General features: G+C 35.5%; 21 protein-coding genes. 16 read left to right on the forward strand and 5 right to left on the reverse strand.

Going from position 1 to position 22,550, the window contains the following annotated elements; translation table 11 throughout:
- Positions 1-146 precede the first annotated feature (146 nt).
- From AB6B24_RS07355 to lmrA, 11 genes are all read left to right on the forward strand, one after another.
- Positions 147-1,640, forward strand: a complete 1,494-nt coding sequence (locus tag AB6B24_RS07355) for a peptide MFS transporter (protein ID WP_153241831.1) — start codon at positions 147-149, stop codon at positions 1,638-1,640.
- Positions 1,641-1,893: 253 nt separating this feature from the next.
- The gene (locus AB6B24_RS07360) at positions 1,894-2,298 is read left to right on the forward strand and encodes a hypothetical protein (RefSeq protein ID WP_047206606.1); all 405 of its coding nucleotides are present in this window, start codon (positions 1,894-1,896) and stop codon (positions 2,296-2,298) included.
- A 2-nt stretch (positions 2,299-2,300) separates the two neighbouring features.
- The gene (locus AB6B24_RS07365; RefSeq protein WP_047206605.1) at positions 2,301-2,597 is read left to right on the forward strand and encodes a hypothetical protein; all 297 of its coding nucleotides are present in this window, start codon (positions 2,301-2,303) and stop codon (positions 2,595-2,597) included.
- 56 nt (positions 2,598-2,653) lie between these two features.
- On the forward strand, positions 2,654-4,129 hold the full coding sequence (locus AB6B24_RS07370; RefSeq protein WP_369164417.1) for a cytochrome ubiquinol oxidase subunit I: 1,476 nt from the start codon (positions 2,654-2,656) through the stop codon (positions 4,127-4,129).
- Positions 4,129-5,124: a cytochrome d ubiquinol oxidase subunit II gene (gene cydB, locus AB6B24_RS07375; RefSeq protein WP_003129639.1), complete on the forward strand. Its 996-nt coding sequence runs from the start codon at positions 4,129-4,131 to the stop codon at positions 5,122-5,124. Before AB6B24_RS07370 ends, cydB begins: the two co-directional genes overlap by 1 nt.
- Positions 5,125-5,406: 282 nt before the next feature.
- Positions 5,407-7,269: a thiol reductant ABC exporter subunit CydD gene (cydD, locus tag AB6B24_RS07380; RefSeq protein ID WP_259745963.1), complete on the forward strand. Its 1,863-nt coding sequence runs from the start codon at positions 5,407-5,409 to the stop codon at positions 7,267-7,269.
- Entirely contained in the window at positions 7,269-8,990 is a 1,722-nt protein-coding gene (gene cydC / locus AB6B24_RS07385; RefSeq protein ID WP_311804131.1) for a thiol reductant ABC exporter subunit CydC, read from the forward strand. Before cydD ends, cydC begins: the two co-directional genes overlap by 1 nt.
- Positions 8,991-9,283: 293 nt before the next feature.
- Positions 9,284-10,159: a MarR family winged helix-turn-helix transcriptional regulator gene (locus AB6B24_RS07390; protein ID WP_003129644.1), complete on the forward strand. Its 876-nt coding sequence runs from the start codon at positions 9,284-9,286 to the stop codon at positions 10,157-10,159.
- A 25-nt stretch (positions 10,160-10,184) separates the two neighbouring features.
- Complete coding sequence (locus tag AB6B24_RS07395) at positions 10,185-10,673, forward strand: flavodoxin domain-containing protein (RefSeq protein WP_311804132.1); 489 nt, start codon at positions 10,185-10,187, stop codon at positions 10,671-10,673.
- Between the two features lie 26 nt (positions 10,674-10,699).
- Positions 10,700-11,374 carry an SGNH/GDSL hydrolase family protein gene (locus tag AB6B24_RS07400; protein ID WP_029343579.1) on the forward strand — a complete coding sequence of 225 codons (675 nt, stop codon included), beginning with the start codon at positions 10,700-10,702 and terminating at the stop codon, positions 11,372-11,374.
- A 101-nt stretch (positions 11,375-11,475) separates the two neighbouring features.
- The gene (lmrA, locus tag AB6B24_RS07405) at positions 11,476-13,230 is read left to right on the forward strand and encodes a multidrug efflux ABC transporter LmrA (protein WP_311804176.1); all 1,755 of its coding nucleotides are present in this window, start codon (positions 11,476-11,478) and stop codon (positions 13,228-13,230) included.
- An 18-nt stretch (positions 13,231-13,248) separates the two neighbouring features.
- Here the strand turns inward: lmrA and AB6B24_RS07410 are convergent, their stop codons facing one another.
- The 4 genes from AB6B24_RS07410 to AB6B24_RS07425 all read right to left on the reverse strand — a co-directional run bounded on the left by AB6B24_RS07410 (position 13,249) and on the right by AB6B24_RS07425 (position 17,101).
- Entirely contained in the window at positions 13,249-13,860 is a 612-nt protein-coding gene (locus tag AB6B24_RS07410) for a TMEM175 family protein (protein WP_015426050.1), read from the reverse strand.
- 70 nt (positions 13,861-13,930) lie between these two features.
- Positions 13,931-14,575, reverse strand: coding sequence for a DedA family protein (locus tag AB6B24_RS07415; protein WP_311804133.1), 645 nt, complete (start codon positions 14,573-14,575; stop codon positions 13,931-13,933).
- A 206-nt stretch (positions 14,576-14,781) separates the two neighbouring features.
- Positions 14,782-16,776: an ATP-binding cassette domain-containing protein gene (locus tag AB6B24_RS07420; protein WP_195935648.1), complete on the reverse strand. Its 1,995-nt coding sequence runs from the start codon at positions 16,774-16,776 to the stop codon at positions 14,782-14,784.
- Between the two features lie 106 nt (positions 16,777-16,882).
- A complete protein-coding gene (locus AB6B24_RS07425) occupies positions 16,883-17,101 on the reverse strand; it encodes a zinc ribbon domain-containing protein (RefSeq protein ID WP_003129656.1) in 219 nt (72 codons plus the stop codon).
- A gap of 209 nt (positions 17,102-17,310) precedes the next feature.
- On the opposite strand from AB6B24_RS07425, the gene AB6B24_RS07430 reads away from it, so the two are divergent.
- Positions 17,311-17,973, forward strand: a complete 663-nt coding sequence (locus AB6B24_RS07430) for a YoaK family protein (protein WP_003129657.1) — start codon at positions 17,311-17,313, stop codon at positions 17,971-17,973.
- Positions 17,974-18,004: 31 nt separating this feature from the next.
- Here AB6B24_RS07430 and AB6B24_RS07435 read toward each other — a convergent pair whose 3' ends face one another.
- Complete coding sequence (locus AB6B24_RS07435) at positions 18,005-18,991, reverse strand: zinc-binding alcohol dehydrogenase family protein (RefSeq protein WP_047206600.1); 987 nt, start codon at positions 18,989-18,991, stop codon at positions 18,005-18,007.
- Between the two features lie 167 nt (positions 18,992-19,158).
- Here AB6B24_RS07435 and AB6B24_RS07440 point away from each other — a divergent pair, with 167 nt between their 5' ends.
- The 4 genes from AB6B24_RS07440 to tadA all read left to right on the forward strand — a co-directional run bounded on the left by AB6B24_RS07440 (position 19,159) and on the right by tadA (position 22,540).
- Positions 19,159-20,268 (forward strand): vitamin B12 independent methionine synthase, encoded by a 1,110-nt coding sequence (locus AB6B24_RS07440; protein ID WP_311804136.1) that lies wholly within the window; start codon positions 19,159-19,161, stop codon positions 20,266-20,268.
- 125 nt (positions 20,269-20,393) lie between these two features.
- A complete protein-coding gene (locus AB6B24_RS07445; RefSeq protein ID WP_311804137.1) occupies positions 20,394-21,146 on the forward strand; it encodes an MBL fold metallo-hydrolase in 753 nt (250 codons plus the stop codon).
- The gene (locus AB6B24_RS07450; protein WP_311804138.1) at positions 21,134-22,072 is read left to right on the forward strand and encodes a metallophosphoesterase; all 939 of its coding nucleotides are present in this window, start codon (positions 21,134-21,136) and stop codon (positions 22,070-22,072) included. Before AB6B24_RS07445 ends, AB6B24_RS07450 begins: the two co-directional genes overlap by 13 nt.
- Positions 22,073-22,540, forward strand: coding sequence for a tRNA adenosine(34) deaminase TadA (gene tadA / locus AB6B24_RS07455; RefSeq protein ID WP_003129664.1), 468 nt, complete (start codon positions 22,073-22,075; stop codon positions 22,538-22,540).
- Positions 22,541-22,550 lie beyond the last annotated feature (10 nt).

Raw genomic sequence — 22,550 nt, forward strand, 5'->3', positions numbered from 1 at the left:
CTTATTTTAGAAAAGAAGAAAATATAAATAAATATCTATGAAATTTTGTTATTGTCCCTCTTTTTCCCGCGTTTTTCAAAGAATCTGTATAGGCAAAATTGTTTGACAACTTGACAAGTTGTATAGAAAACTTTATAATATAATCTATGCAAAACTTAAACAAAACAGAAAAAACATTTTTCGGTCAACCTCGCGGCCTATTGACGCTTTTTCAGACTGAGTTCTGGGAGCGTTTTTCTTACTATGGGATGCGTGCCATTCTGGTTTATTACCTCTATGCATTGACAACTGCTGACAATGCAGGTTTAGGACTTCCTAAAGCTCAAGCAATGGCGATTGTAAGTATCTATGGTGCACTTGTCTATCTTTCAACAATTGTTGGAGGGTGGATTGCTGACCGCTTGTTGGGCGCTTCGCGCACAATCTTCCTTGGTGGAGTTTTAATCACTTTGGGACACATCGCTTTAGCAACACCATTTGGTTTATCTTCACTGTTCGTGGCATTATTCTTAATTATCTTGGGAACAGGGATGCTTAAACCGAATATTTCAAATATGGTTGGACATCTTTATTCTAAAGATGACTCACGTCGTGACACTGGATTCAATATCTTTGTTGTCGGAATTAACATGGGTTCTCTGATTGCTCCATTGATTGTTGGGACAGTTGGACAAGGTGTGAATTATCACTTAGGATTCTCACTTGCAGCTATCGGTATGATTTTTGCATTATTTGCTTATTGGTATGGACGTCTTCGTCACTTCCCAGAAATTGGACGCGAACCTTCAAATCCAATGGATTCAAAAGCAAGACGTAATTTTCTTATTACATTGACAATTGTTGTTATTGTCGCTATTATTGGTTTCTTCTTACTTTATCAAGCAAGTCCAGCTAATTTTATTAATAACTTCATTAATGTTTTATCAATTATCGGTATTGTTGTTCCAATTATTTATTTCGTAATGATGTTTACCTCTAAAAAGGTAGAATCAGATGAACGTCGTAAATTAACAGCATATATTCCTTTGTTCCTTTCTGCTATTGTCTTTTGGGCAATTGAAGAACAAAGTTCTACAATTATTGCGGTTTGGGGAGAATCACGTTCTAATTTGGACCCAACTTGGTTTGGAATTACTTTCCATATTGACCCTTCTTGGTATCAATTATTGAACCCGCTCTTCATCGTTCTCTTGTCACCTATCTTTGTTCGTCTTTGGAATAAATTGGGTGAACGTCAACCTTCAACAATTGTAAAATTTGGTCTTGGTTTGATGTTGACAGGGATCTCTTATTTGATTATGACACTTCCAGGTCTCTTGAACGGAACTTCTGGTCGTGCAAGTGCTCTTTGGTTAGTATTGATGTTTGCTGTCCAAATGGCAGGTGAATTACTTGTTTCACCAGTTGGATTATCAGTTTCAACAAAATTAGCTCCAGTTGCTTTCCAATCACAAATGATGGCGATGTGGTTCTTGGCAGATTCAACTTCACAAGCAATCAATGCTCAAATTACACCACTTTTTAAAGCAGCAACAGAAGTTCACTTCTTTGCGATTACTGGTATTATTGGTATTATCGTGGGAATTATCCTCCTTATTATCAAAAAACCTATTTTGAAATTAATGGGAGATGTTCGTTAATTAGTAATTCAGAAAACCTATCTTTAGAGATAGGTTTTTTGTATTTTAAAAACTATAGAAGTGTCTGAAAAGTTACACTTGTTAAAACTCTTTTACAAATCAATCGTTTTTATCTGCGCTTACATTATGATAAAATATAGTGTAACGTGATTTTAAATTATTTGCAGATGTTAGTGCCTTTGGTTAAAAGGTCAAAGACATTCACAAATGCTAAAATAAATTAAAAAATATTAAAAATAAGAAAGGAGTTAAAATGAGTATAGGAACCCAAAAAAGAAGTAACAAGAAAGTCTTTATTATTATATTATTAACAAGTATTTTTTCTTCAAATTTAATGTTCCAAAATGCTTATGCTACAACTGTCTATGGGAATGGTGGAGTTTCTAAACTAGATAAAACTAGTTCTGGAGTTCGTTGGTCTGTGAGGGAGGAAGTTTCAGACGGATATACATTCAGAGGTGAAATTACTGTAAAGTACTACAATAAGAAATACCGGACTCTATATTATCCAGTGGGAGGATACTCATGGGGAGGTTGGATTACAGGTTATGTTAATTTTCCAAGACGCTCTGGAGGAACTGTCACATTGACAGGGCAATCAGGAGATATTTTTGGAAAAGGAGCAAGAGTTGCTCCTGGTGTAAAAATAGGATTTTAATTATGACTAGTCTAGAAAAAATACTAGAAAACTATCTTGAAATAACTCAAGATGGGAATAGATACTCAATTGTCATTGAAGAAGAACTTAGGATTTATTCAATTGAAATTAAAAATATTAATATAGTTTCTCTTGTAAAAATGTATATGTATCTTATTCAACTTATTAGTAATGCGCAATTACTTTTCTCTCAATCATACAGCGGTGAGAAAAGGGATACTATAGATACTATTACTATTTCGTTAAATGAAAGTAACTACAATAAACTTATCAGATTTTATGATAATGTCAGTTTATAAATCTATATTGTTATTAGTTACTTTTAAAAATAAAAAATATAAAAGATGGAGTTATTATGCCTACTATTGAAACTCTCGCACGCTTTCAGTTTGCGATGACGACAATCTTCCACTTTTTCTTTGTACCACTTTCTGTCGGAATGGTTCTCATGACAGCAATCATGGAAACTATCTATGTGAAAACTGGTGATGAAAAATGGAAAAAACGGACGAAATTTTTTGGATCAATTATGCTCTTATCCTTTGCAGTAGGGGTCGTAACCGGTATTATCCAGGAATTTCAATTTGGAATGAACTGGTCAGATTATTCTCGCTATGTTGGGGATATATTTGGCGCACCTTTAGCCGTTGAGGCTTTACTTGCCTTCTTCTTGGAATCTACATTCCTTGGAGTGTGGATGTTTGGCTGGGATAAATTAGGTAAGAAATTGCATAATGCAACACTTTGGATTGTATTTGTTGGGACCTTCTTATCATCTTTATGGATTTTAGCGGCAAACTCATGGATGCAAAATCCAGTGGGATATGAAGTTAAAGGTGGACGAGCAACATTAACAAGTTTCTCTGCCCTTTTGACAAATCCTCAAACTATTTTGGAATTTAGCCACGTGGCAACAGGTTTCCTTGTAACTGGTGGTTTTGTGGTTGCTGGTATTTCAGCTTATCAAATTCTTAAAAATCGTGAAATTGATATGTTTAAACCAGTTTTACGTTTGGGACTTTTAGTAGCTCTAATCGGTGCAGTTGGTAACTTTGTTGCTGGTGACCAACAAATGATTGAAGTTAAAAACTCTCAACCTATGAAATTTGCTGCAACTGAAGGGGTTTATGAAACAACACCTGACCCTGCGGCTTGGGATATGGTTGCCTTCTTTAATGAAGCTGACCACAAAGAAGTATTTGGAATTCAAATTCCTTACATGCTTTCAATTCTGACTTATCACCGTCCAAGCGGTTCGGTTGAAGGGATGAATGAAATTAACGCTCAACTTCAAAAGAAATATCCTGATGTAGCTAAAGAAATTGGCGGTAATTTCTTCCCACCAGTAACGGTTCTCTTCTGGACTTTCCGGATTATGGCCGGTCTATCAATGTTAATGATTTTACTTTCTGCTCTGGGGCTATTTTGGACTAGAAAGAAAAAACCAAGTCTATATCAAAATAAGTTTGGCTTACAAGTTTATCGTTGGATGCTATTTGCACCTTTCCTTGCGATTACCTCAGGTTGGTTAGTTACTGAACTTGGTCGTTATCCTTGGACCGTTTATGGTTTATTTACAATCAAAGATTCAGTTTCACCAAATGTTTCTGTCGGTTCACTTTTATTCTCCAATATCGTCTATTTCTTCCTTTTCTGTTTCCTTGGTGCTGTGATGGTTTACTTTACGCTTCAAAGAATGAAACAAGGAGTAGAAGGAGCGGAAACAGCTTATGTTTCTTTAGATTCATTTAGTCAAGAAAATTTTGCTTCTTCATCAAAAGAAGATAGTGAAATTCAAAAAGAAACTGATGAGAAAGGGGTGGATAAATAATGACTGGATTACAACTTTTTTGGTTTATTATTGTTGGAGTATTATTTAGTGGCTTTTTCTTCCTCGAAGGTTTTGACTACGGTGTAGGAATGAGTGCAATCACAATTGCCAAGGACAAACGTGAGGTTGAACAAGCTATCGGATCAATTGGCCCAGTTTGGGATTTGAATGAAGTTTGGTTATTAACTGCCGGTGGGGCAATGTTTGCTTCATTCCCTTATTGGTATGCTTCATTGTTCTCTGGTTTCTATCTTATTCTATTTTTGATTTTAGTAGGTTTGATTTTCCGGGGAGTAACATTTGAATTTCGTCATCACTCACATACGGAAAAAGGAAAAATGCTCTGGACAAAAGTTTTGGGCGTTGCAAGTTTTGCTATTCCATTTCTCTTTGGATTGATGTTTACAAGTATGATTCAAGGCGTTCCAATGGATGCTAAAGGAAATGTGACTGCTACTTTTACTACTTACGTTAACTTTTTGTCAGTCGTTGGTGGTGTTGCTGTAATGCTCTTAGCTTGGCTTCATGGCTTAAATTATTTAGCTTTGAAAACAGAGGGAGCTTTGCGTGAGAGAGCTGCTAAGATAGCTAATATTCTCTATTTTGTTCTTTATGCTGGTGAAGTTGTATTTGCTGTATTGCTAGCTATTTTCACTGATTTCTTTGAAAAACATTTTATTGGAACTTTAGTTTTACTTGCTTTGATTGTTATTCTAACTCTTGTGGCACATTTATCTGTTCGTGCAGGAAAAGAAATGTCTGCTTTCTTGGCTTCAGGTTTGACTTTCATTGCCCTTGTTGCATTGATTTTCCAAGGGATTTTCCCACGTGTAATGATTGCAACTAACCCTGCTCACAGTATTTTGATTAAAAATGCTAGTTCAACAGGCTATACTTTGAAAACAATGACGATCATTACTCTGGTTATCTTACCATTTGTACTCATCTATATGGGCTGGACCTATTTCATTTTCAGAAAAAGAATTAAAAAATAAAACATGAAAATAACTGGTTGAACCAGTTATTTTCAGATTAGTTTGTAAATTGATATAATTAATTAAGACAACTACATATTATGGTCAGGAAAATTTTTCTGACCTAAATTTTTTAGAAAGGAACTGAGGAATTTTATTTTACTGACAGAAATTCTATGAGCAGATTTTAGAAACTGCCAACTGATTGTGATTAAGGAAGTCATTCAATCGGTAAATGGAGGAACTATCAGCTTTGCTGATAAGTTCTGTCAGTAAAATATTATCTCATCAGTAACTTTAAACATGATTGATAAATCTCTTTTTGAACTGCCAGGTGTAAGAAGAATGTTTCCGATATTGGGGATTCTGGCAGTTTTTCAATTCATTGCAATTGCCGGTCAAGCTTTATTTCTAGCTACTGCAATTACTAAGCTTTGGCAAGGACAATTATTTTCTCATACCATTCCTTGGGTTTTGGGCTTTTTTGCTTGCTTTTTGAGCCGTGAAATTATTAATTTTGGTCGTTCAAAGGCTCTGGATAAACTTGCTTACCAATTAGCAACAAAATTGCGGGGGGATATGTTGGATAAATTTTTCCGACTTGGTCCAGTTGCTATTGCAAATTTAGGTTCGGGCTCAGCTGCAACAACAGTAATCACAGGAATTGATCAGGTTGAAAATTATATTAAATTGGTCCTATCCAAAGTCTTAAATATGATGATCATCCCAATGTTAATTTTGATTCCAGTGTATTTTCTTGATTGGCAAAGTGGAATTGTGTTAACTTTGACATTTCCTTTTGCAATTATTTTTATGATTCTATTGGGATACGCAGCACAAGGACGTGCTGAACGTCAATATAAAACGTTCCAATATTTATCAAATCACTTTTTAGATTCATTGCGTGGAATTTCTACATTGAAATATTTTGGATTGTCTAAAGATTACTCAAATTCAATTTATAAAACTTCTGAAGACTTTCGTAAAGAAACGATGGGCGCATTGAGAATTGCTATGCTTTCAACCTTTGCCCTTGATTTTTTTGCAAGTCTTTCAGTTGCTGTTGTCGCACTTTTTTTGGGACTTCGGTTAATGAGTGGTGATATTTTACTTTTTCCAGCTTTAGCGGCTCTAATTTTAGCACCAGAATATTTCCTTCCTCTGCGTGATTTTGCAAGTGATTATCATGCAACGCTTAATGGAAAAAATGCTTTGGCAGCTGTTAATGAAGTTCTTTCAACTGAGGAAAATACTTTGTCAGTACTTACAGAAAAAGTAACTTGGAGTGCAAATTCACAACTTCAACTGACAGAGTTAGGAAAAATTTATGACACAGGGCGTGGAATCTCAAATGTCAATCTGTCAGTAAATGGCTTTAAAAAAATTGCCATTGTCGGAAATTCAGGTTCTGGTAAATCAACATTGCTTTCAATGCTGGCTGGATTTCTAAAACCAACAGCTGGTGAAATTAAACTAAATGAGCAAAGTTTGACTTCTTTAACTGACGAAAACTATCGTCAGTCAGTTCAATTCATTCCACAAAAGACTTACATTTTTGCAGGAACTTTTCGTGAAAATTTAGCTTTTTACGAACCTGATTCTACAGATGACGAAATCAAAGCAGCGGCAAAACTTGCTGGTTTAGAAAGTCTTATCGATGAAATTGGTCTTGATGGACAAATTGGGGCCAGTGGTCGTACAATTTCAGGGGGACAGGCTCAGCGTGTTGCTTTAGCCAGAGCATTTTTAAGTCATACCCGCAATATTTTGTTTCTTGATGAACCGACAGCTCATCTGGACATTGAAACCGAATTAGAAATTAAAGCAAATATTTTACCTTTACTTGAAAATAAACTTGTTTTCATTGCTACTCATCGTCTTCATTGGCTTTCATCAATGGATTTGGTCATCGTATTAAACGAGGGACAGGTCGCAGGAATTGGAACTCCTGAACAACTATTATCTGAAAATACTTACTATCAAAAATTACTTAGTCAGATGCGTGGTGTTGATGATGACAAAAATTTATTAGACAATGAAACGAGCAAATCAGTAAAGGACCAAGAAGAAAAAGAATCTGAGAGGTCAAACTTTTCGTCAGTAAATGATAAATCTACTGACAGCTCTGTCAGCCAAGCTTCATCAGATAATGGAGGTCAGAAATAATGAAATTAAAAAATATTTTGTTTGGTAATGACTGGATTTCTCCATTTTTGAAAAAAAATCGTTCAGGCTTTATTCTATCTATTTTCTTAGGAACGATTACAATTTCGATGGCGGGACTTTTGATGTTCAGCTCAGGATATGTCATTTCTAAATCAGCAACAAAACCAGAAAATATCTTAATGATTTATGTTCCAGTTCTCTTTGTACGTATTTTTGGGATTGGACGACCAGTGATGCATTATGTCGAAAGATTAACTTCTCATAATTGGATTTTAAAAATCACAAGTCTCTTACGAAAAAAACTCTATTTGCGACTGGAAAAAACGGCCGTTACATTAGCAGATCGTTACCGTTTAGGTGACTTATTGGGTGTTCTTAATGAAGATATTGGAAATCTACAAGACCTCTTTTTGAGAACATTATTTCCAGTTTTAATTGCTGGAAGTTTATCGATTGCTCTAATTATTGCCGGAGGATTTTTCTCACTTTGGTTTGCTTTAGGTTTAGCGCTCTTCTTAGGATTTTTGATTGTTATCTTGCCATTAATTTCTTTGAAATTTACAGTAAAATTAGATGAAGAACTCAAAATTTATCGCAATCAACTTTTTTCTCATTTGACAGATGATATTTTAGGATTACAAGATTGGGTGCTTTCAGGAAGAAAAGAAGATTTTCTGACAGCTTATCGAGGTTCTGAATTATCTGCTAGAAAAATTCAAGCCAAACTATTAGCTTTCGGACGTAGAAGAAATTTATTTTTACAAGTTGTCTATGGCGCATTAGTGATTTATTTGATGATTTGGTCTTCTGGTGCTTTAAGATTAGGAGACGCGCCTAATTATATTGCGGCAGTTAGTCTCGCTGCCTTCCCTTTATTTGATGCTTTTTCTCCTTTGTCTGATGCGGTGGTTGAAACGCAACGTTATGGCGATTCAATCAATCGTTTAAATGACTTACCAGACCAAGATGAAGAAGTAAGGACTGAGGAAATTGTTTCTACAGATTTAGTCATCAATAATCTCCAATTTTCATTTGAAGAAAATAAAAAAATCTTTGATAATTTTAATTTAGAAGTTAAACAAGGAGAACATATCGCTCTATTGGGACGTTCAGGCGTGGGTAAATCAACACTTGCCGGCTTAATCAGAGGAGATTTAGTTCCCCAAAGTGGAAGTATTCAATTTTCTGGTGTTGTGCCATCTAAAGCTAAAAATGTTGAAGAAAAAATTGGTGTCATTAATCAATCCCCTTATCTTTTTGCGACAAGCCTTCGTTCTAATTTAACTTTGGCGAAACTCAATGCCAGTGATGCTGAAATTTGGGAAGCTCTTGAATTAGTTGGCCTCCGTAAAATGGTTGAATCATTACCTCAAAAACTTCTGACACCAGTAGATGAAGCGGGAGAACGATTCTCTGGTGGAGAACGTCAACGCTTAGCCTTGGCACGGGTTCTTTTATCAGATGTTGATGTTGTAATTCTTGACGAACCAACTGTATCACTTGACCCAATCACAGAAAATCAACTCTTAAGTCTCTTTTTTGAACGGCTCCGTGATAAATCAATTATTTTTATTACTCACCATTTATTAGGTGTTCATCATATGAACCGAGTTCTATTTTTAGAAAATGGCTCGATTAAATTTGATGGGAAACCCGCGTCATTACTGGAGAATAACCCAACATTTAAAGAACTTTATCAACTTGATTTAGGAAATGAATAATATAAAAAATCAGTCTATGGGCTGATTTTTTTAATTTAGTTAGTTTTTGTATTGACAAAACTAATTAAATGTTTTATAATCTTTTTTGTTAGGTAAATAAAAAACAAACTAACTAATTAATTTAAACTTTTCAAGAAATTAAAAGATAGTAAAGGAGAACCAATGATTAAGATGATAAAAATAATAATTCAAAAATTGAATTGGTTCATCAGACTTATTGAAGGCCCAGATAAACGACTAATCTATGCTTTTGATGACGAATTACAAAGAATTTGATATAAGGAGAATACATAATGTCAGAACAAACAAACAACTTATTGAATCTATTTTCAAAACTATTGCACAATCCAAACATCCTTTTTGCTTTAAGAGCAGATGGGATTTCAAAACAAATGAAAAATCGCGGTAACCGCAATGGAGCTCAAGGTTTACTCGTTGAATTATGGAATAAAGATGGTCTAACCAATGCAGAAATTGCCGAACTTCTTGATATTAAACCTTCAAGTGTAACAGCTCAGGTTAAACAATTAGAAGAAGCGGAAATGGTTATTCGTAAACAAGATGAAAATGATAAACGTGTCAGCCGCATTTTCTTGACTGATAAAGGTCGTGAAGCTCAAGAAACACGTGATACAATGCATAATGATATTTCAGAAACAATTTTTGGCAATCTAACAGATGAAGAACAAGAACAATTAGCCTTTCTAATGGAAAAATTAGTAGAAAATAACGATGCACGTAATGATCAAGATTTCCAACGAATGGCACAATTTTTCGGAAATCCATTTATGGAAAATATGATGAATGCTCATGACCGTCATGCATTTGGGAATCACATGCGCCGTGAAATGCAAAATTGGCAACGTGAAATGCGTCGTTCATCTCAAGAAATGAAACGTGGACAAAATCGTATGCGTCGTGACGAACGCTCACAAGCTCCGTTTGGTGAAGATTGGAAAGCCTTTGGTAAGCAGCTCAAAGATAGTTTTAGAAATAATTTTGGTGGAAGAGATCAAGCCGATTTTAATGAACATTGGGATCACTTTTCAGATGAAATGAAAAATCGTTTTGGTGATTTTGACGGAAACCGTCGTCCAGATTTTGATTCTAAACCAAAGACAGACAAAAATAAAGAACCTAAAAAACCAGAAAACTGGGATGATTTCTAAGGATTGAATAGATAAGGAGCGGAAAATGAGAACACTCATCGCTTACGCTGGTAAGACAGGAAATACTGCCAAGTGCGCTAGAAAGCTAGCGATACATTTAAATCAGGTCACACTTGTGGATTTAAATGCTGAAGTAGTAAATCCTAAAGATTTTGATGCTGTGATTGTTGCCAGCCCTGTTTATAGTCATAAATTTGAACGTTCAGTAGGCAGTTTCTTAAAAAAATATCAAGAAATTTTGCAAACGAAACCTTTTGCGGCATTCGTTACAATGGTTGAATATGATAGTTTTACGAAAGTGATTAAAAAAGAAATCGCCGAACCTTTGCGCAAAAATGCTGTAGCTATCGCAAACTTTGGAGGGGAGGTAAATAATTTGACCCCTTTTAACTGGCACGATAAAATTATTGCAAAATCAATGATAAAGCTAGAGTCTAAAAAACACCCGATTGAGTTTTTACCGGAAGCTGAGAAACAGTTTGTGGCTCAATTAAACAAAGCAGAGTGGATTTAAAATAGCTAAATTTATAGGAGAAGATAATGTCAAAAGAAACCAAAGCTCTTACGATAAACCCTCAGCTTGCAGCTTTTCAAGAAGAACTTCTTAAAAGCTATGACAAGGCAAACCTATCAGCAAAAAAAGGACAAACTTTATTTGTTGGCTCATCATTAATGGAGATATTTCCTATTGAGAAGTGGGAGGAAGCTGGAGAAGTTACTTTTTCACACTATATCTACAATCGGGCGGTTAGAGCTACGACGACCTCATTTTTATTAGAACACATGGAGAGTCAGATTTTTAATTTGGAACCTTCAAAAATCTTTATTAATATTGGAACGAATGATATCGGTTTTGAGATTCCAGAAGATGAGTTTTTGAATAACTATGATCAAATTCTTTCTCAAATAGAAAGTAAATTACCTCAAACGCAAGTTTATGTGATGCGCTACTATCCGATTAATACGGTTGATTTTGGTCAAGACTCAGATGAAAAAACTTTATTTGAAACGAGAAGTAATGAAAAGTTTCAAAAAGCTTCAGATAAAATAAAAAAACTTGCAGATAACCATCATTTTCACTTTATTGATGTTAATGATGGTTTATCTGATGAAAATGGCAATTTGAAAAAAGAATTAACTTTTGATGGAGCGCATCTAAACCCAGCGGGCTATCAACTTGTCTTAGAAAACCTCAAAGTTTATTTGGAAGAATAAAAAATAATTCAAGACGAAAAGTAATTGAAATCATTTCTTTTCGTCTTGAAATTCAATAATTAGAAAAAGGAAGTAAGCAAACAATGGAAAGAGGTCCACAAATGGCCAATCGTATCGAAGGAAAAGCGGTTGACAAAACATCCATTAAACATTTCGTCAAATTGATTCGTGCTGCAAAGCCACGTTATCTTTTCTTTATCATTGGGATTCTAGCAGGAATCGTTGGAACACTAATTCAATTACAAGTCCCCAAAATGGTTCAACCACTTGTTAATAGTTTTGGACATGGAGTAAACGGTGGCAAAGTTGCCTTAGTTATCGCTCTTTATATTGGTTCAGCTGCTGTTTCTGCTATTGCAGCAATTGTCCTTGGGATATTTGGTGAATCAGTTGTAAAAAATCTAAGGACGCGTGTCTGGGATAAAATGATTCATCTGCCAGTAAAATATTTTGACGAAGTAAAAACAGGAGAAATGAGTTCTCGTTTAGCCAACGATACCACCCAAGTTAAAAATTTAATTGCAAACAGTATTCCACAAGCTTTTACGTCTATTTTACTTTTGGTTGGTTCAATTGTCTTCATGCTTCAGATGCAATGGCGTTTGACTCTTGCCATGATTATTGCTGTTCCAGTAGTTATGCTCATTATGTTCCCAATTATGACTTTTGGTCAAAAAATTGGGCGAACTAGACAAGATTCTTTAGCAAATTTCCAAGGGATTGCTAGTGAATCATTATCAGAAATTCGCTTGGTAAAATCTTCAAATGCTGAAAAACAAGCCTCTAAAAAAGCAGAAAATGATGTCAATGCACTTTATAAAATTGGGGTAAAAGAAGCCATCTTTGATGGTTTGATGTCACCAGTTATGATGTTATCAATGATGCTGATGATCTTTGGACTTCTTGCTTACGGAATTTATCTCATCTCAACAGGAGTCATGAGTCTTGGGACTTTGCTTGGAATGATGATGTATTTGATGAACTTAATCGGAGCCGTACCAACTGTGGCAACTTTCTTTACAGAACTTGCTAAAGCTTCAGGATCAACTGGTCGTTTGACCGAATTGCTTGATGAAGAACAAGAAGTACTTCATCAAGGAGAAAGTCTTGATTTGGAAGGGAAAACCCTCTCAGCTCGCCATGTTGACTTTGCCTATGATGATTCTGAACAAATTTTACATGATATTTCTTTTGAAGCTCAACCTAATTCAATTATTGCCTTTGCCGGACCTTCAGGTGGTGGTAAATCAACAATTTTCTCTCTTTTAGAACGTTTTTATCAACCAACAGCAGGAGAAATTACAATTGATGATCAACCGATTGATAATATTTCTTTGGAAAATTGGCGGAGTCAAATTGGTTTTGTCAGTCAAGATTCAGCAATTATGGCTGGAACCATTCGTGAAAATTTAACTTATGGACTTGAAGGAGACTATACAGATGATAACCTTTGGCAAGTTCTTGACTTAGCTTTTGCAAGAAGCTTTGTTGAAAATATGCCTGATCAACTTAATACGGAAGTTGGTGAACGAGGTGTGAAAATATCTGGTGGTCAAAGACAACGTTTAGCAATTGCTCGTGCTTTCTTGAGAAATCCAAAAATCCTGATGCTTGATGAAGCAACGGCTAGTTTAGATAGTGAATCAGAATCAATGGTTCAAAAGGCTTTAGATAGTTTGATGAAAGGTCGCACAACGCTCGTAATTGCGCATAGACTTTCAACAATTGTTGATGCGGATAAGATTTACTTCATTGAAAAAGGTCAAATCACAGGGAGTGGCAAACATAATGAACTTGTTGCCACACATCCACTCTATGCTAAGTATGTTTCAGAACAATTGACTGTTGGTCAATAAACTAAAAAGCTCAACGATTTAAGTTGAGCTTTTTTTATTTTGACTTCTTATTGTCGCAATAATCATTTCTCCTGCTGTATAAATGAATACAAAAGGGGGATAGAAGAAAGTGATAATGAAGCTAATGACCATTCCAATCTTCCAAAAAGGATTCCGTAAATAGTGATAAACTTCCATTTGAGCGATTAGTTCAGCCTTTTCTTTAGGATTGTCAGCAATAAAACAATCGGTCATATAACTATATGCAAATCCCCAAATATAAATCATCACGATAAAGAGTAGGGCAGGTGCTTTTGGTGAGTGGATTCCGAAATCATGAAAGAAGTCCATTGTGCGTCCAGCCCAAGCAGAAAGTACAGGAAGCATTGATAATGAGAGGACCCAAATCATGCAACTATGATAGATTCGACGAGTGATTTTCTCAGCCTGTGAAAGCATATATTGTTGATTAAACCAAGAAGTTGTAACATAGATAAAACTCAAAAGATAAGCAATCAGATAGACGAGATTATCTTTCAAAAAATCAAGAATTCCACCTGTTTTAGGTAATTCGAATTCTAATAACATAATAGTCATTATTACTGCAATAATTGCATCAATAAAACCGGCTAAACGCCCTTTAGATACCATAAAATCTCCTTTGTATTACCAATTATAACAAAAGTTAATAAAATTTTATAAAAAAAATAAGCATTAAAGCTTATTTTTCTGTATCAGATGAATAGTTTTTATTTTTTGGGAAAAATCGTTTCTTGACAAAGATAAGAATCGCAAGGATGAAAATAATCCCTAAAATCACAACCACGACTGAAGAGTAAGAATCAAGAATTCCAGCAATCATCTCCCAGTTATCACCAAGAGCGGCTCCAAGGCACACTAGAACAATGTTCCAAAAAAGTGTTCCCAAGGTTGTTAAAATAAGAAAACTGGGGAGTTTCATTTTAGCAGAACCAGCAGGGATTGAAATTAGACTTCTAATTAAAGGAATGAATCGGCAGAAGAAGATTGTTGCATATCCTCTTTTTAAAAACCATTTTTCAGCTTTTGTGATGTCCTCTGGTTTAAGACGAAGTACTTTTCCTAAACGTCCAGAAACTAATTTTTCTAAGCGTTCAACGCTTAAAAGACGACCAACGAAGTAGAGTATCAATGCACCAAGCACAGAACCAATAGTGGCTGCGATAATCATGCCGATAATCCCCAGTTCGCTATAAGTAGTCATGAAACCACCGAAAGTTAAGATTACTTCGGAAGGAATTGGTGGGAAGATGTTCTCAATCATAATGAGAAAGGCAACACCAAAGTAGCCAAATTGGTTCATGACTTGGATAATTATTTCTTGCATTAATACTCCTTTTATTTGTCTATTACTTTAATTCTAACATAAGGCTGGAAGGCCACCAAACAATATAAAGTACAAAAAATAGGCTTTGTCTTTTGGCAAGGTCTATTTTTTGAAATCATAGTTTTACTGACAGAGGCTGTCAGTAGATAAACTTCATCTACAAGTTCTGTCAGTCATTTGAAATGACTGACAGAAGAATTTGTATGTTATTCAGAAGCGAGGGCTTCAATTGTGTTCAAACGTGCTGCACGTCCACTTGGAGCTAAACTTGCTAGGAGAGCAATTAATACAGCAACGATAATCGCAAAGATAATGTGTCCACCAGAAATTTGAACGATACTTGCCCCGTCAAGGAAACTACTTAGAGCTTTATTGATGAGGAATTGTCCAAGGTAGGCAAATCCAATAGCGATAGCGGCTGATGACAGACCAAGAATCAAGCTTTCAGCGGTGAAGAGACGAGAAATATCTTTCTTACGTCCACCGAGTGCGCGGATAACACCAATTTCTTTTGTTCGTTCAGCAACAGACATGTAAGTAGTAACAACAATCATAAAGATTGAGACAATCAAACTGATTCCGGCGATAGCGGCAAGAACATAGCTGACGATATTTGTAATATTAGTGATGATATCGAGGAATGAAGTAACGCTATATGTAACGAATGCTTTTGTTCCATCAATTTTCAAGTCTTGAATGTCAGAAGTTGTTGATTTGACATTATCTACTTTATTAACTGTAACTACTGCATAAGTGGCATCAGTATCTGCATTAGCAGATTCAAGAGCAGCTTTGACAGTATTGTAAGTGGCAATTAGGCTGCTAGAAGAGCTTGCAGGTCCTTGAGGATTTTTCAAAATACCAGAAACAGTGAATTCTTTTGTAACTTCAACACTTGTTCCAGCAGCTGTTTTAGCCGGAATTTTTAAAGTAATTTTCTTGCCAACTAATGATTTATAATCTTTATTTAACTCTTTAGCATCACTAGCATAGATAGCGATTTCGCCATCAGCAGGTTTTGAACCGGCAACGTAATCATCATTAATATTTGATTGAGTCCAAGTATCAAGAGTCATTAAACCAGATTTAGATTTATCACTGGCAGTAAGTGTTCCTAAACCAGAAATTGAATAAGTTGGCTCAACTTTTTTGACGTTATCAACTTTTTTCAATTTTGAAAGATGAGCACTGTCAAGGTTAGTAGCAGCATTCCCAAGTTCCTGTTGCGTTTGTTGGAGTGCTTGCTCATTTCCTAATTTATTATCAGTTGTTGTCCGCTTGAAGATGGTAACCACATTCGGATTGACACTTGAAGTAATGGTGTCATTCATATATTTGGTTGCACCATTTCCTAGTCCTAAGAAAAAGATGACTGAGAACAGACCGATTGCTGTTCCGATTGCAATTAATAAATTAATTTTCCAAGAGTGAGTAAAGTGTTTAAAGGCTGTTCTGAAGGTATCACGATATGACAACGCTTTTGAGTTCATCCGTTGATGTGATTCAACAGGATAGGGTTCTTTCAGACGTTCGTCACCTGTGATTTGTCCATCGGCCAAACGGATAATTCTTGTACCGTAATCAGCAACTTCTTGTGAGTGAGTGACGACGATTACTGTTTTACCAGATTGAGCAATTTGACGTAAGAGCGCTAAAACTTCTTTCGTGTTTTGTGAGTCAAGAGCACCAGTAGGTTCATCAGCAAGAATAATTTCAGGGTCAGAAGCTAGGGCACGCGCAATTGCTACCCTTTGTTTTTGTCCTCCAGAAAGTTGTGATGGATTTTTCTTACGGTGTTCGTAAAGACCGACTTGTTTTGTGAGCTCAATTGCTCTTTCATGACGTTCTTTATCAGATAAGCTTGTCATTTTAAGACTAATTAAAATGTTATCTAATACACTCAAATAGCTAACAAGATTGAAAGATTGGAAGATGAAACCGATTGTATCTCGACGGTAAGCATCCATATCTTTTTCTTTTTTTGTTTTTTGAGCAAGGCCGTCAACGATGACATCCCCCTCATATTTACGGTCAAGTCCTCCAATAATATTCATCAGAGTTGACTTACCTCCCCCAGATTCTCCTAGGAGACTGACGAAATCACCACGTTCAAACTCGAGGTTGATTCCTTTGAGGACAGGAAATTCTTCTTTTCCAAGAAAATAGGATTTCCTAATATTTTTTAATTCCAAAACGGCCATAAAGACTCTCTTCCTTTTCTTAAAGTATGTACTTTACATTATAACTTAATTTTCTTAAATAAAAATAAGACCTAAGTCTTATTTTCAAATTTATTGACTACCTGAGCTAACCGTTCAGTAAAAAATCTAAAATATTCATTCCCGTACTCGTTTGTGCTTTGTAGAGTTCTGTATAACCACATTGAGAACAAGAAATAGTAATAAATTTCTTATTTTGAACATCAAAAATCTTTGAAAAATTTCCACCGGTTGCTTGAAGTTGATCTTCTTCAAAATTATGATTGCCACACTTGATACAAGTGTATTGTTGTTGATAACCGTTCATTTTGACTCCTCCTCGTTAGTAAAGTGAAAAATCGCTTGTCTTCTTAATCGTTTAAATCCATTATAACTCAAAAAAGTTGATTCTTTTAGTCTTTTGAATCCGCTTCACTATTTAATATATTACTTAAATCCAGAATAATAAATAAAAAAGTGAAATTCAAACCATTATTGAAAAACAATGAAAATAATCTTTGTGATATAATTCTAATTATGGATAGACAAGTTAAAGAAAAACTGCGTATTGCATTAATTTTTGCATTAAATGCAGGTTTTATGGATGGTTTCTCATTTTTTCATTTTAATGACCGTTTTATTGGTGCACAATCAGGGAATGTTATTCAGGCGGGGATTAATATTGCCAAAGGAGATTTTGCTAGGTTTTGGGATTTTGCAATTCCGATTATCTTCTTTATATTAGGAGTAATGACTCGGGGATTTTATTCTCACTATTTGATGAAACGTCGCCGTTTTGATGCCTCTTATTTGTTATTGGTTCAATGGTTAGGGGTGACAATTTTTGCCTTGGCTTATGGTTTGGGCTTGAAGATTCCTGTTTCCTTTTATGTTGGAATTTTCTCTTATTTTATGGCGATTCAATACGATACTTTTACAAAAGTTCATGGTCGTGCTTACGGAAGTATCTTTATGACAGGTAATATGAAGTCCATGTCGGCAAATCTTGCCCAGTATATCATTACCAAAGATAAACAAAAACTCCGGTCAGTTGGTATATATGCCGCGCTTATCAGTATTTTCTTTGCTGGAGCAGCTATTGCAACACTTGCTGGAAATTGGTTTGGAAGTTGGACGATGATGGGCTCTACTTTCATGATAGGGGCCGTTTATCTAATTGTTCGTTTTGATGAAATATAAAAATCCTCAAATAAGAGGATTTTTTTAATCGTTAAGATAGGATAATTTTTCCGATTGTATGATTTTCTTCAATGAGTTCATGAGCTTTTTTCACATTCTCAGCAGTAATTGGCCCGAGATTCTGAGTCATTGTACTTTTTAGAACGCCATTATCTAGCCATTCAGAAACTTTATTTAAAATATCATGTTGACTTTGTAAATCAGATGTATTTGAGACTACTTTTGTAAACATCCATTCAAAGTTAAAACGTGCAGATTTATGAGCTAGTTGATCTAAATTAATAGCTTGCCCCGGTTCAACAATATTTGCAATCGAACCTTGTGGAGCAATTAACTCATTTACCGCTGGCATATGTTCAACAACGGCATTTAAAATTAAAATATAATCTACAAACTTAAAGCCAAGTTCATGAACTTGAGTAACCAAATTTTCATGATGATTGACGGTATAATCGGCGCCAAAATTTTTGACCCATTCAATCGCTTGGGGATTTGATGCCGTAGCAATCACTGTCAATCCGGCATTTTTGGCCATTTGGATTGCTACTGAGCCAACACCCCCTGCACCATTAATAATGAGGAGTGATTTTCCTTTAGATTCATCAGTCACTTCTAGTTTTTCAAAGAGAAGTTCATAGGCAGTCAAACTTGTTAGAGGCATAGCGACTGCTTTTTCTTTGGCCAAATTTTTGGGAGCAAAACCAACAATTCGTTCATCAACGGCTTGGAATTCAGCATTTGAACCTGAACGAGTAACATCACCGGCCCAAAACACTTTATCCCCAACTTTAAAAAGCTTAGTTTCACTCCCAAGTTCGACGACAGTTCCTAAACCATCCCAACCTAGAATTTTTGGTTCTACTAAATTGTCTTTAATCCCTTTACGAACCTTTGTATCAACTGGATTGATTGAGATTGCCTCGACTTTTATCAATAAATCATGGGGTCTTAAGATTGGCTTTTCTATTTCAAAGTCAATAAAATTTTTGCTAGAATCAATAGTTCCAATTGCTTTCATCTCTCTACCTCTCTTATAAGTAAAAGTTTATACCAGTCTGACTCCTAAGTCAATCACTTGAATTTAATATTAAATATTTACATCATGTCATTAAAAATTTCTAAGACCAAAGAAATGACGCTTTGCTACAATGGAATGAGTTAAACTAATAGAATCTAGGTAATTTCATGACAAAAACTTATAAGCATTATCATTTTGACCACGTTGGAAGTTTTCTTCGTCCCCAAGCTTTAAAAGAAGCGCGTTTGGCTTATTCAGAAGGGCAACTTCCATTAAGTGACTTTAAAAAAATTCAAGAATCTGAAATTAAGAGATTAGTGAAAGAAGAAGTGAACGTTGGCCTTAAAGCGGTGACAGATGGAGAATTTAATCGTTCGTGGTGGCACTTAGATTTCCTCTGGGGGCTTAATGGAGTTGGGACTTATGAACAAGAGGATTCTTATAAATTCCATGGTGCAAAAACAAGGACAACTAATATTAAATTGACTGGTAAAGTAGCTTTTAACCCAGAACATCCCTTTTTTGCGGATTTTAACTATTTAAAAAGCCTTTTACCAGAAGGAGTTGAACCTAAAGTTACTATTCCTTCACCTTCGTTAATTCCAAATCGTGATGGTCGTTCAGACCGTTGGCCAGAATTTTATGGAAGTTGGGAAGAATTCTTAGATGATTTGGCTCAAGCTTATCATGAAACTTTGCTCCACTTTTATGAATTGGGTGCGCGTTATATTCAACTGGACGATACGACTTGGGCTTATCTTATTGCCAGATTACTAGATGATCCAGAAAATCATGAAAAGTATGTTAAGATGTGTGAAGACATTGTCTATCTTGTTAATAAACTCTTGAAGGATTTACCTGAGGATTTGAGAGTTTCAACTCATATTTGTCGAGGGAATTTCAAATCAACTTATTTATTTGAGGGTTCTTATGAGCCTGTGGCAAAATATTTAGGTCAGCTTAATTATGATACTTTCTTTTTAGAATACGATGATGCTCGCTCAGGTTCTTTTGCTCCCTTAGCAGAAATCTGGAATCAACGAAAAGATGTCTTGCTTGTGCTAGGACTTTTCACTTCTAAACATCCAGAACTTGAAAAGTATGAAGACATTAAAGCTCGCTTAGACGAGGCGCTTGAATCGATTCCACTTGAAAATTTGGCACTTTCAACACAATGTGGATTTGCTTCTACAGAAGAAGGAAACGATTTGACTGAAGAAGAAGAATGGGCTAAATTAGCACATATTAAAAAGATTGTGGATAAAATTTGGAAATAAAGTAAAAGTGGTGGATTCTACCACTTTTTTTGTTTGTCAGTAAAGTTTAAATGGCGCATAAGCTAAATTAGCTTTGCTTTGTTATAATAGACTTAAGCAAAAAAATAAAGAAAGCGAGAAAAAATATGAAATTAACAGCACTAGGTGTTTGGGGCGGATATCCTACGCGCGATGCCGGAACAACCTCTTATCTTTTACAATCAGAATCAGGTTTTAACATGCTTTTAGATTGTGGTTCACGCGCGGTGACAGAACTTGAACATGAATTGCAACCAACTCAACTTGATGCAGTTATTTTGAGTCATTATCATGAAGACCATATTGCAGATTTGGGGGCTCTTCGCCAATATCGTCAGCTTTATCCATTGGGTCAAGATGATTGGGATGGAATGATGTTGCCTATTTATGGCCATGGGGAAAATGAATATGAATTTTCTAAATTAACTTTGGATAAGGTTTCAGAAGGTCATCTTTATGATGTCGAAAATGGAACAAAGGTTGGTCCTTTTGATATTACTTTTCTAAAAACAGTTCATCCTGTGGTGAATTATGCCATGCGCATTGTTGAACGCAGAACGGGACAAGTTTTGATTTATACTGGAGATACGGGTTATTTTGATGAATTGACTGACTTTGCCAAAGAGGCTGACCTTCTTCTTGCTGATGTTTATTTCTTTAAAGATAAAGCAAAAATGCCTAATCACTTATCATCAATTGAAGCTGGTCAAATTGCTAAGGATGCAAAGGTTAAAAATTTAATTTTGACTCATCTGCCACAATTTGGTGATTTGGATATTTTACTGACGGAAGCAAAAGAAGCAGCAGGAGATACTGTCATTACTGATTTAGCAGTTCCGCATAAAAAATGGCAACTTTGATAAGCCCTTTTAAAAAGCTATTTTTCCTCATTTCATTTATCATTTTACTGACAGGAATTTTCTTTGGTTTTGTCAGTATCCAAAATTGTGTGCTTAATTACAATCCACCAAAAACGAAAAGTCAGATTGAACAATTGGTTAAAAAAAGTGCTGATAGTTCTAAAACGAGGTTTGTCAATGATGATAAGCACTATCAACGAAATTTATTTGTTTCTGATATTCATGGACGCTTATCTGGTTTGAAAAAGACGCTGACAGAGATTCATTTTAGTAAAAATGACCGGCTTTTTGTCTTGGGAGATAGCATTGATCATGGCCGTTTTGGCTTTGATGTCTTACTTTATTTGTTGAAAACTTTGCCAGATGCTGGTTATCATGTGACAGTCATGATGGGAAATCATGAGCAAATGTGGTCAGAACTTGCAAGTGACGGTAAAACGGATGAAGAGCAACTTTCTAATGCAATTGGAACGATTGATATTTATGAAGGGGCTCCACCAAATGGCTGGCAGTATTCAATTGAAAACTGGAAAAAACTATCAGTTACTGACAGACAATTTTTACTGACAGAAATGAAAAATAACTTTGGTCAGCCAGAACAGTTGATTGAAAAAATTGGAAATAAGTGGGTGGTACTCTCTCATAGTGCAAAAATGAGCCTTTCTTATGAAAAAGAGAAGGCAAAAGATTTGTTTTGGGAACATTTGCCAGGTGATTCTTTTGAACGGCGAAATAGTGTTGCTAAAGCTGTGGGGGTACCAAACACTGATGTTCAGGTCTTTGTTGGTCATGTGAGTGGTTTTTTATTTGGGAAACATCGAAACTATATTTGTTTAGATGATACAATTGTCAATGGGACATTAGAACAATTTGAAGCTGTTCCAGTCAAAATATATTGTCTTGAACAAGAGAAATTTTTAGGATAAATGAATTTTACAGAAGAAGAAAAAGAATTTTTTATGAAGGAAGCACTCAAAGAAGCGCAGAAAGCAGCTGAAAATGAGGAAGTTCCGATTGGAGTTGTCATTGTCAAAGACGGCGAAATTATTGCGCGTGATTTCAATAGGCGAGAGCTTGATGGTCGGGCGACACATCATGCTGAAGTTTGCGCGATTGAAGCGGCAAATCAGGCAGTGGGAAATTGGAGACTTCTTGATTGCGCCCTCTTTGTCACCATTGAACCTTGTGTCATGTGTGCCGGAGCAATTGGGTTAGCGCGGATTCCACAAGTTTACTTTGGAGCGACAAATCCTAAATTTGGAGGAACGGTCAGTCTTTATCAGATTTTAGAAGACAAGCGACTGAACCATCGAGTCCAAGTAGAATCGGGGATTTTAGAAGACGAGTGTGCAAAAATCATGCAAGATTTCTTTAAAAATAGACGAAAAAAATAAATTGTGTTAT

This window comes from Lactococcus sp. AK05, assembly GCF_041026685.1.
GTDB classification, from domain to species: domain Bacteria; phylum Bacillota; class Bacilli; order Lactobacillales; family Streptococcaceae; genus Lactococcus; species Lactococcus lactis.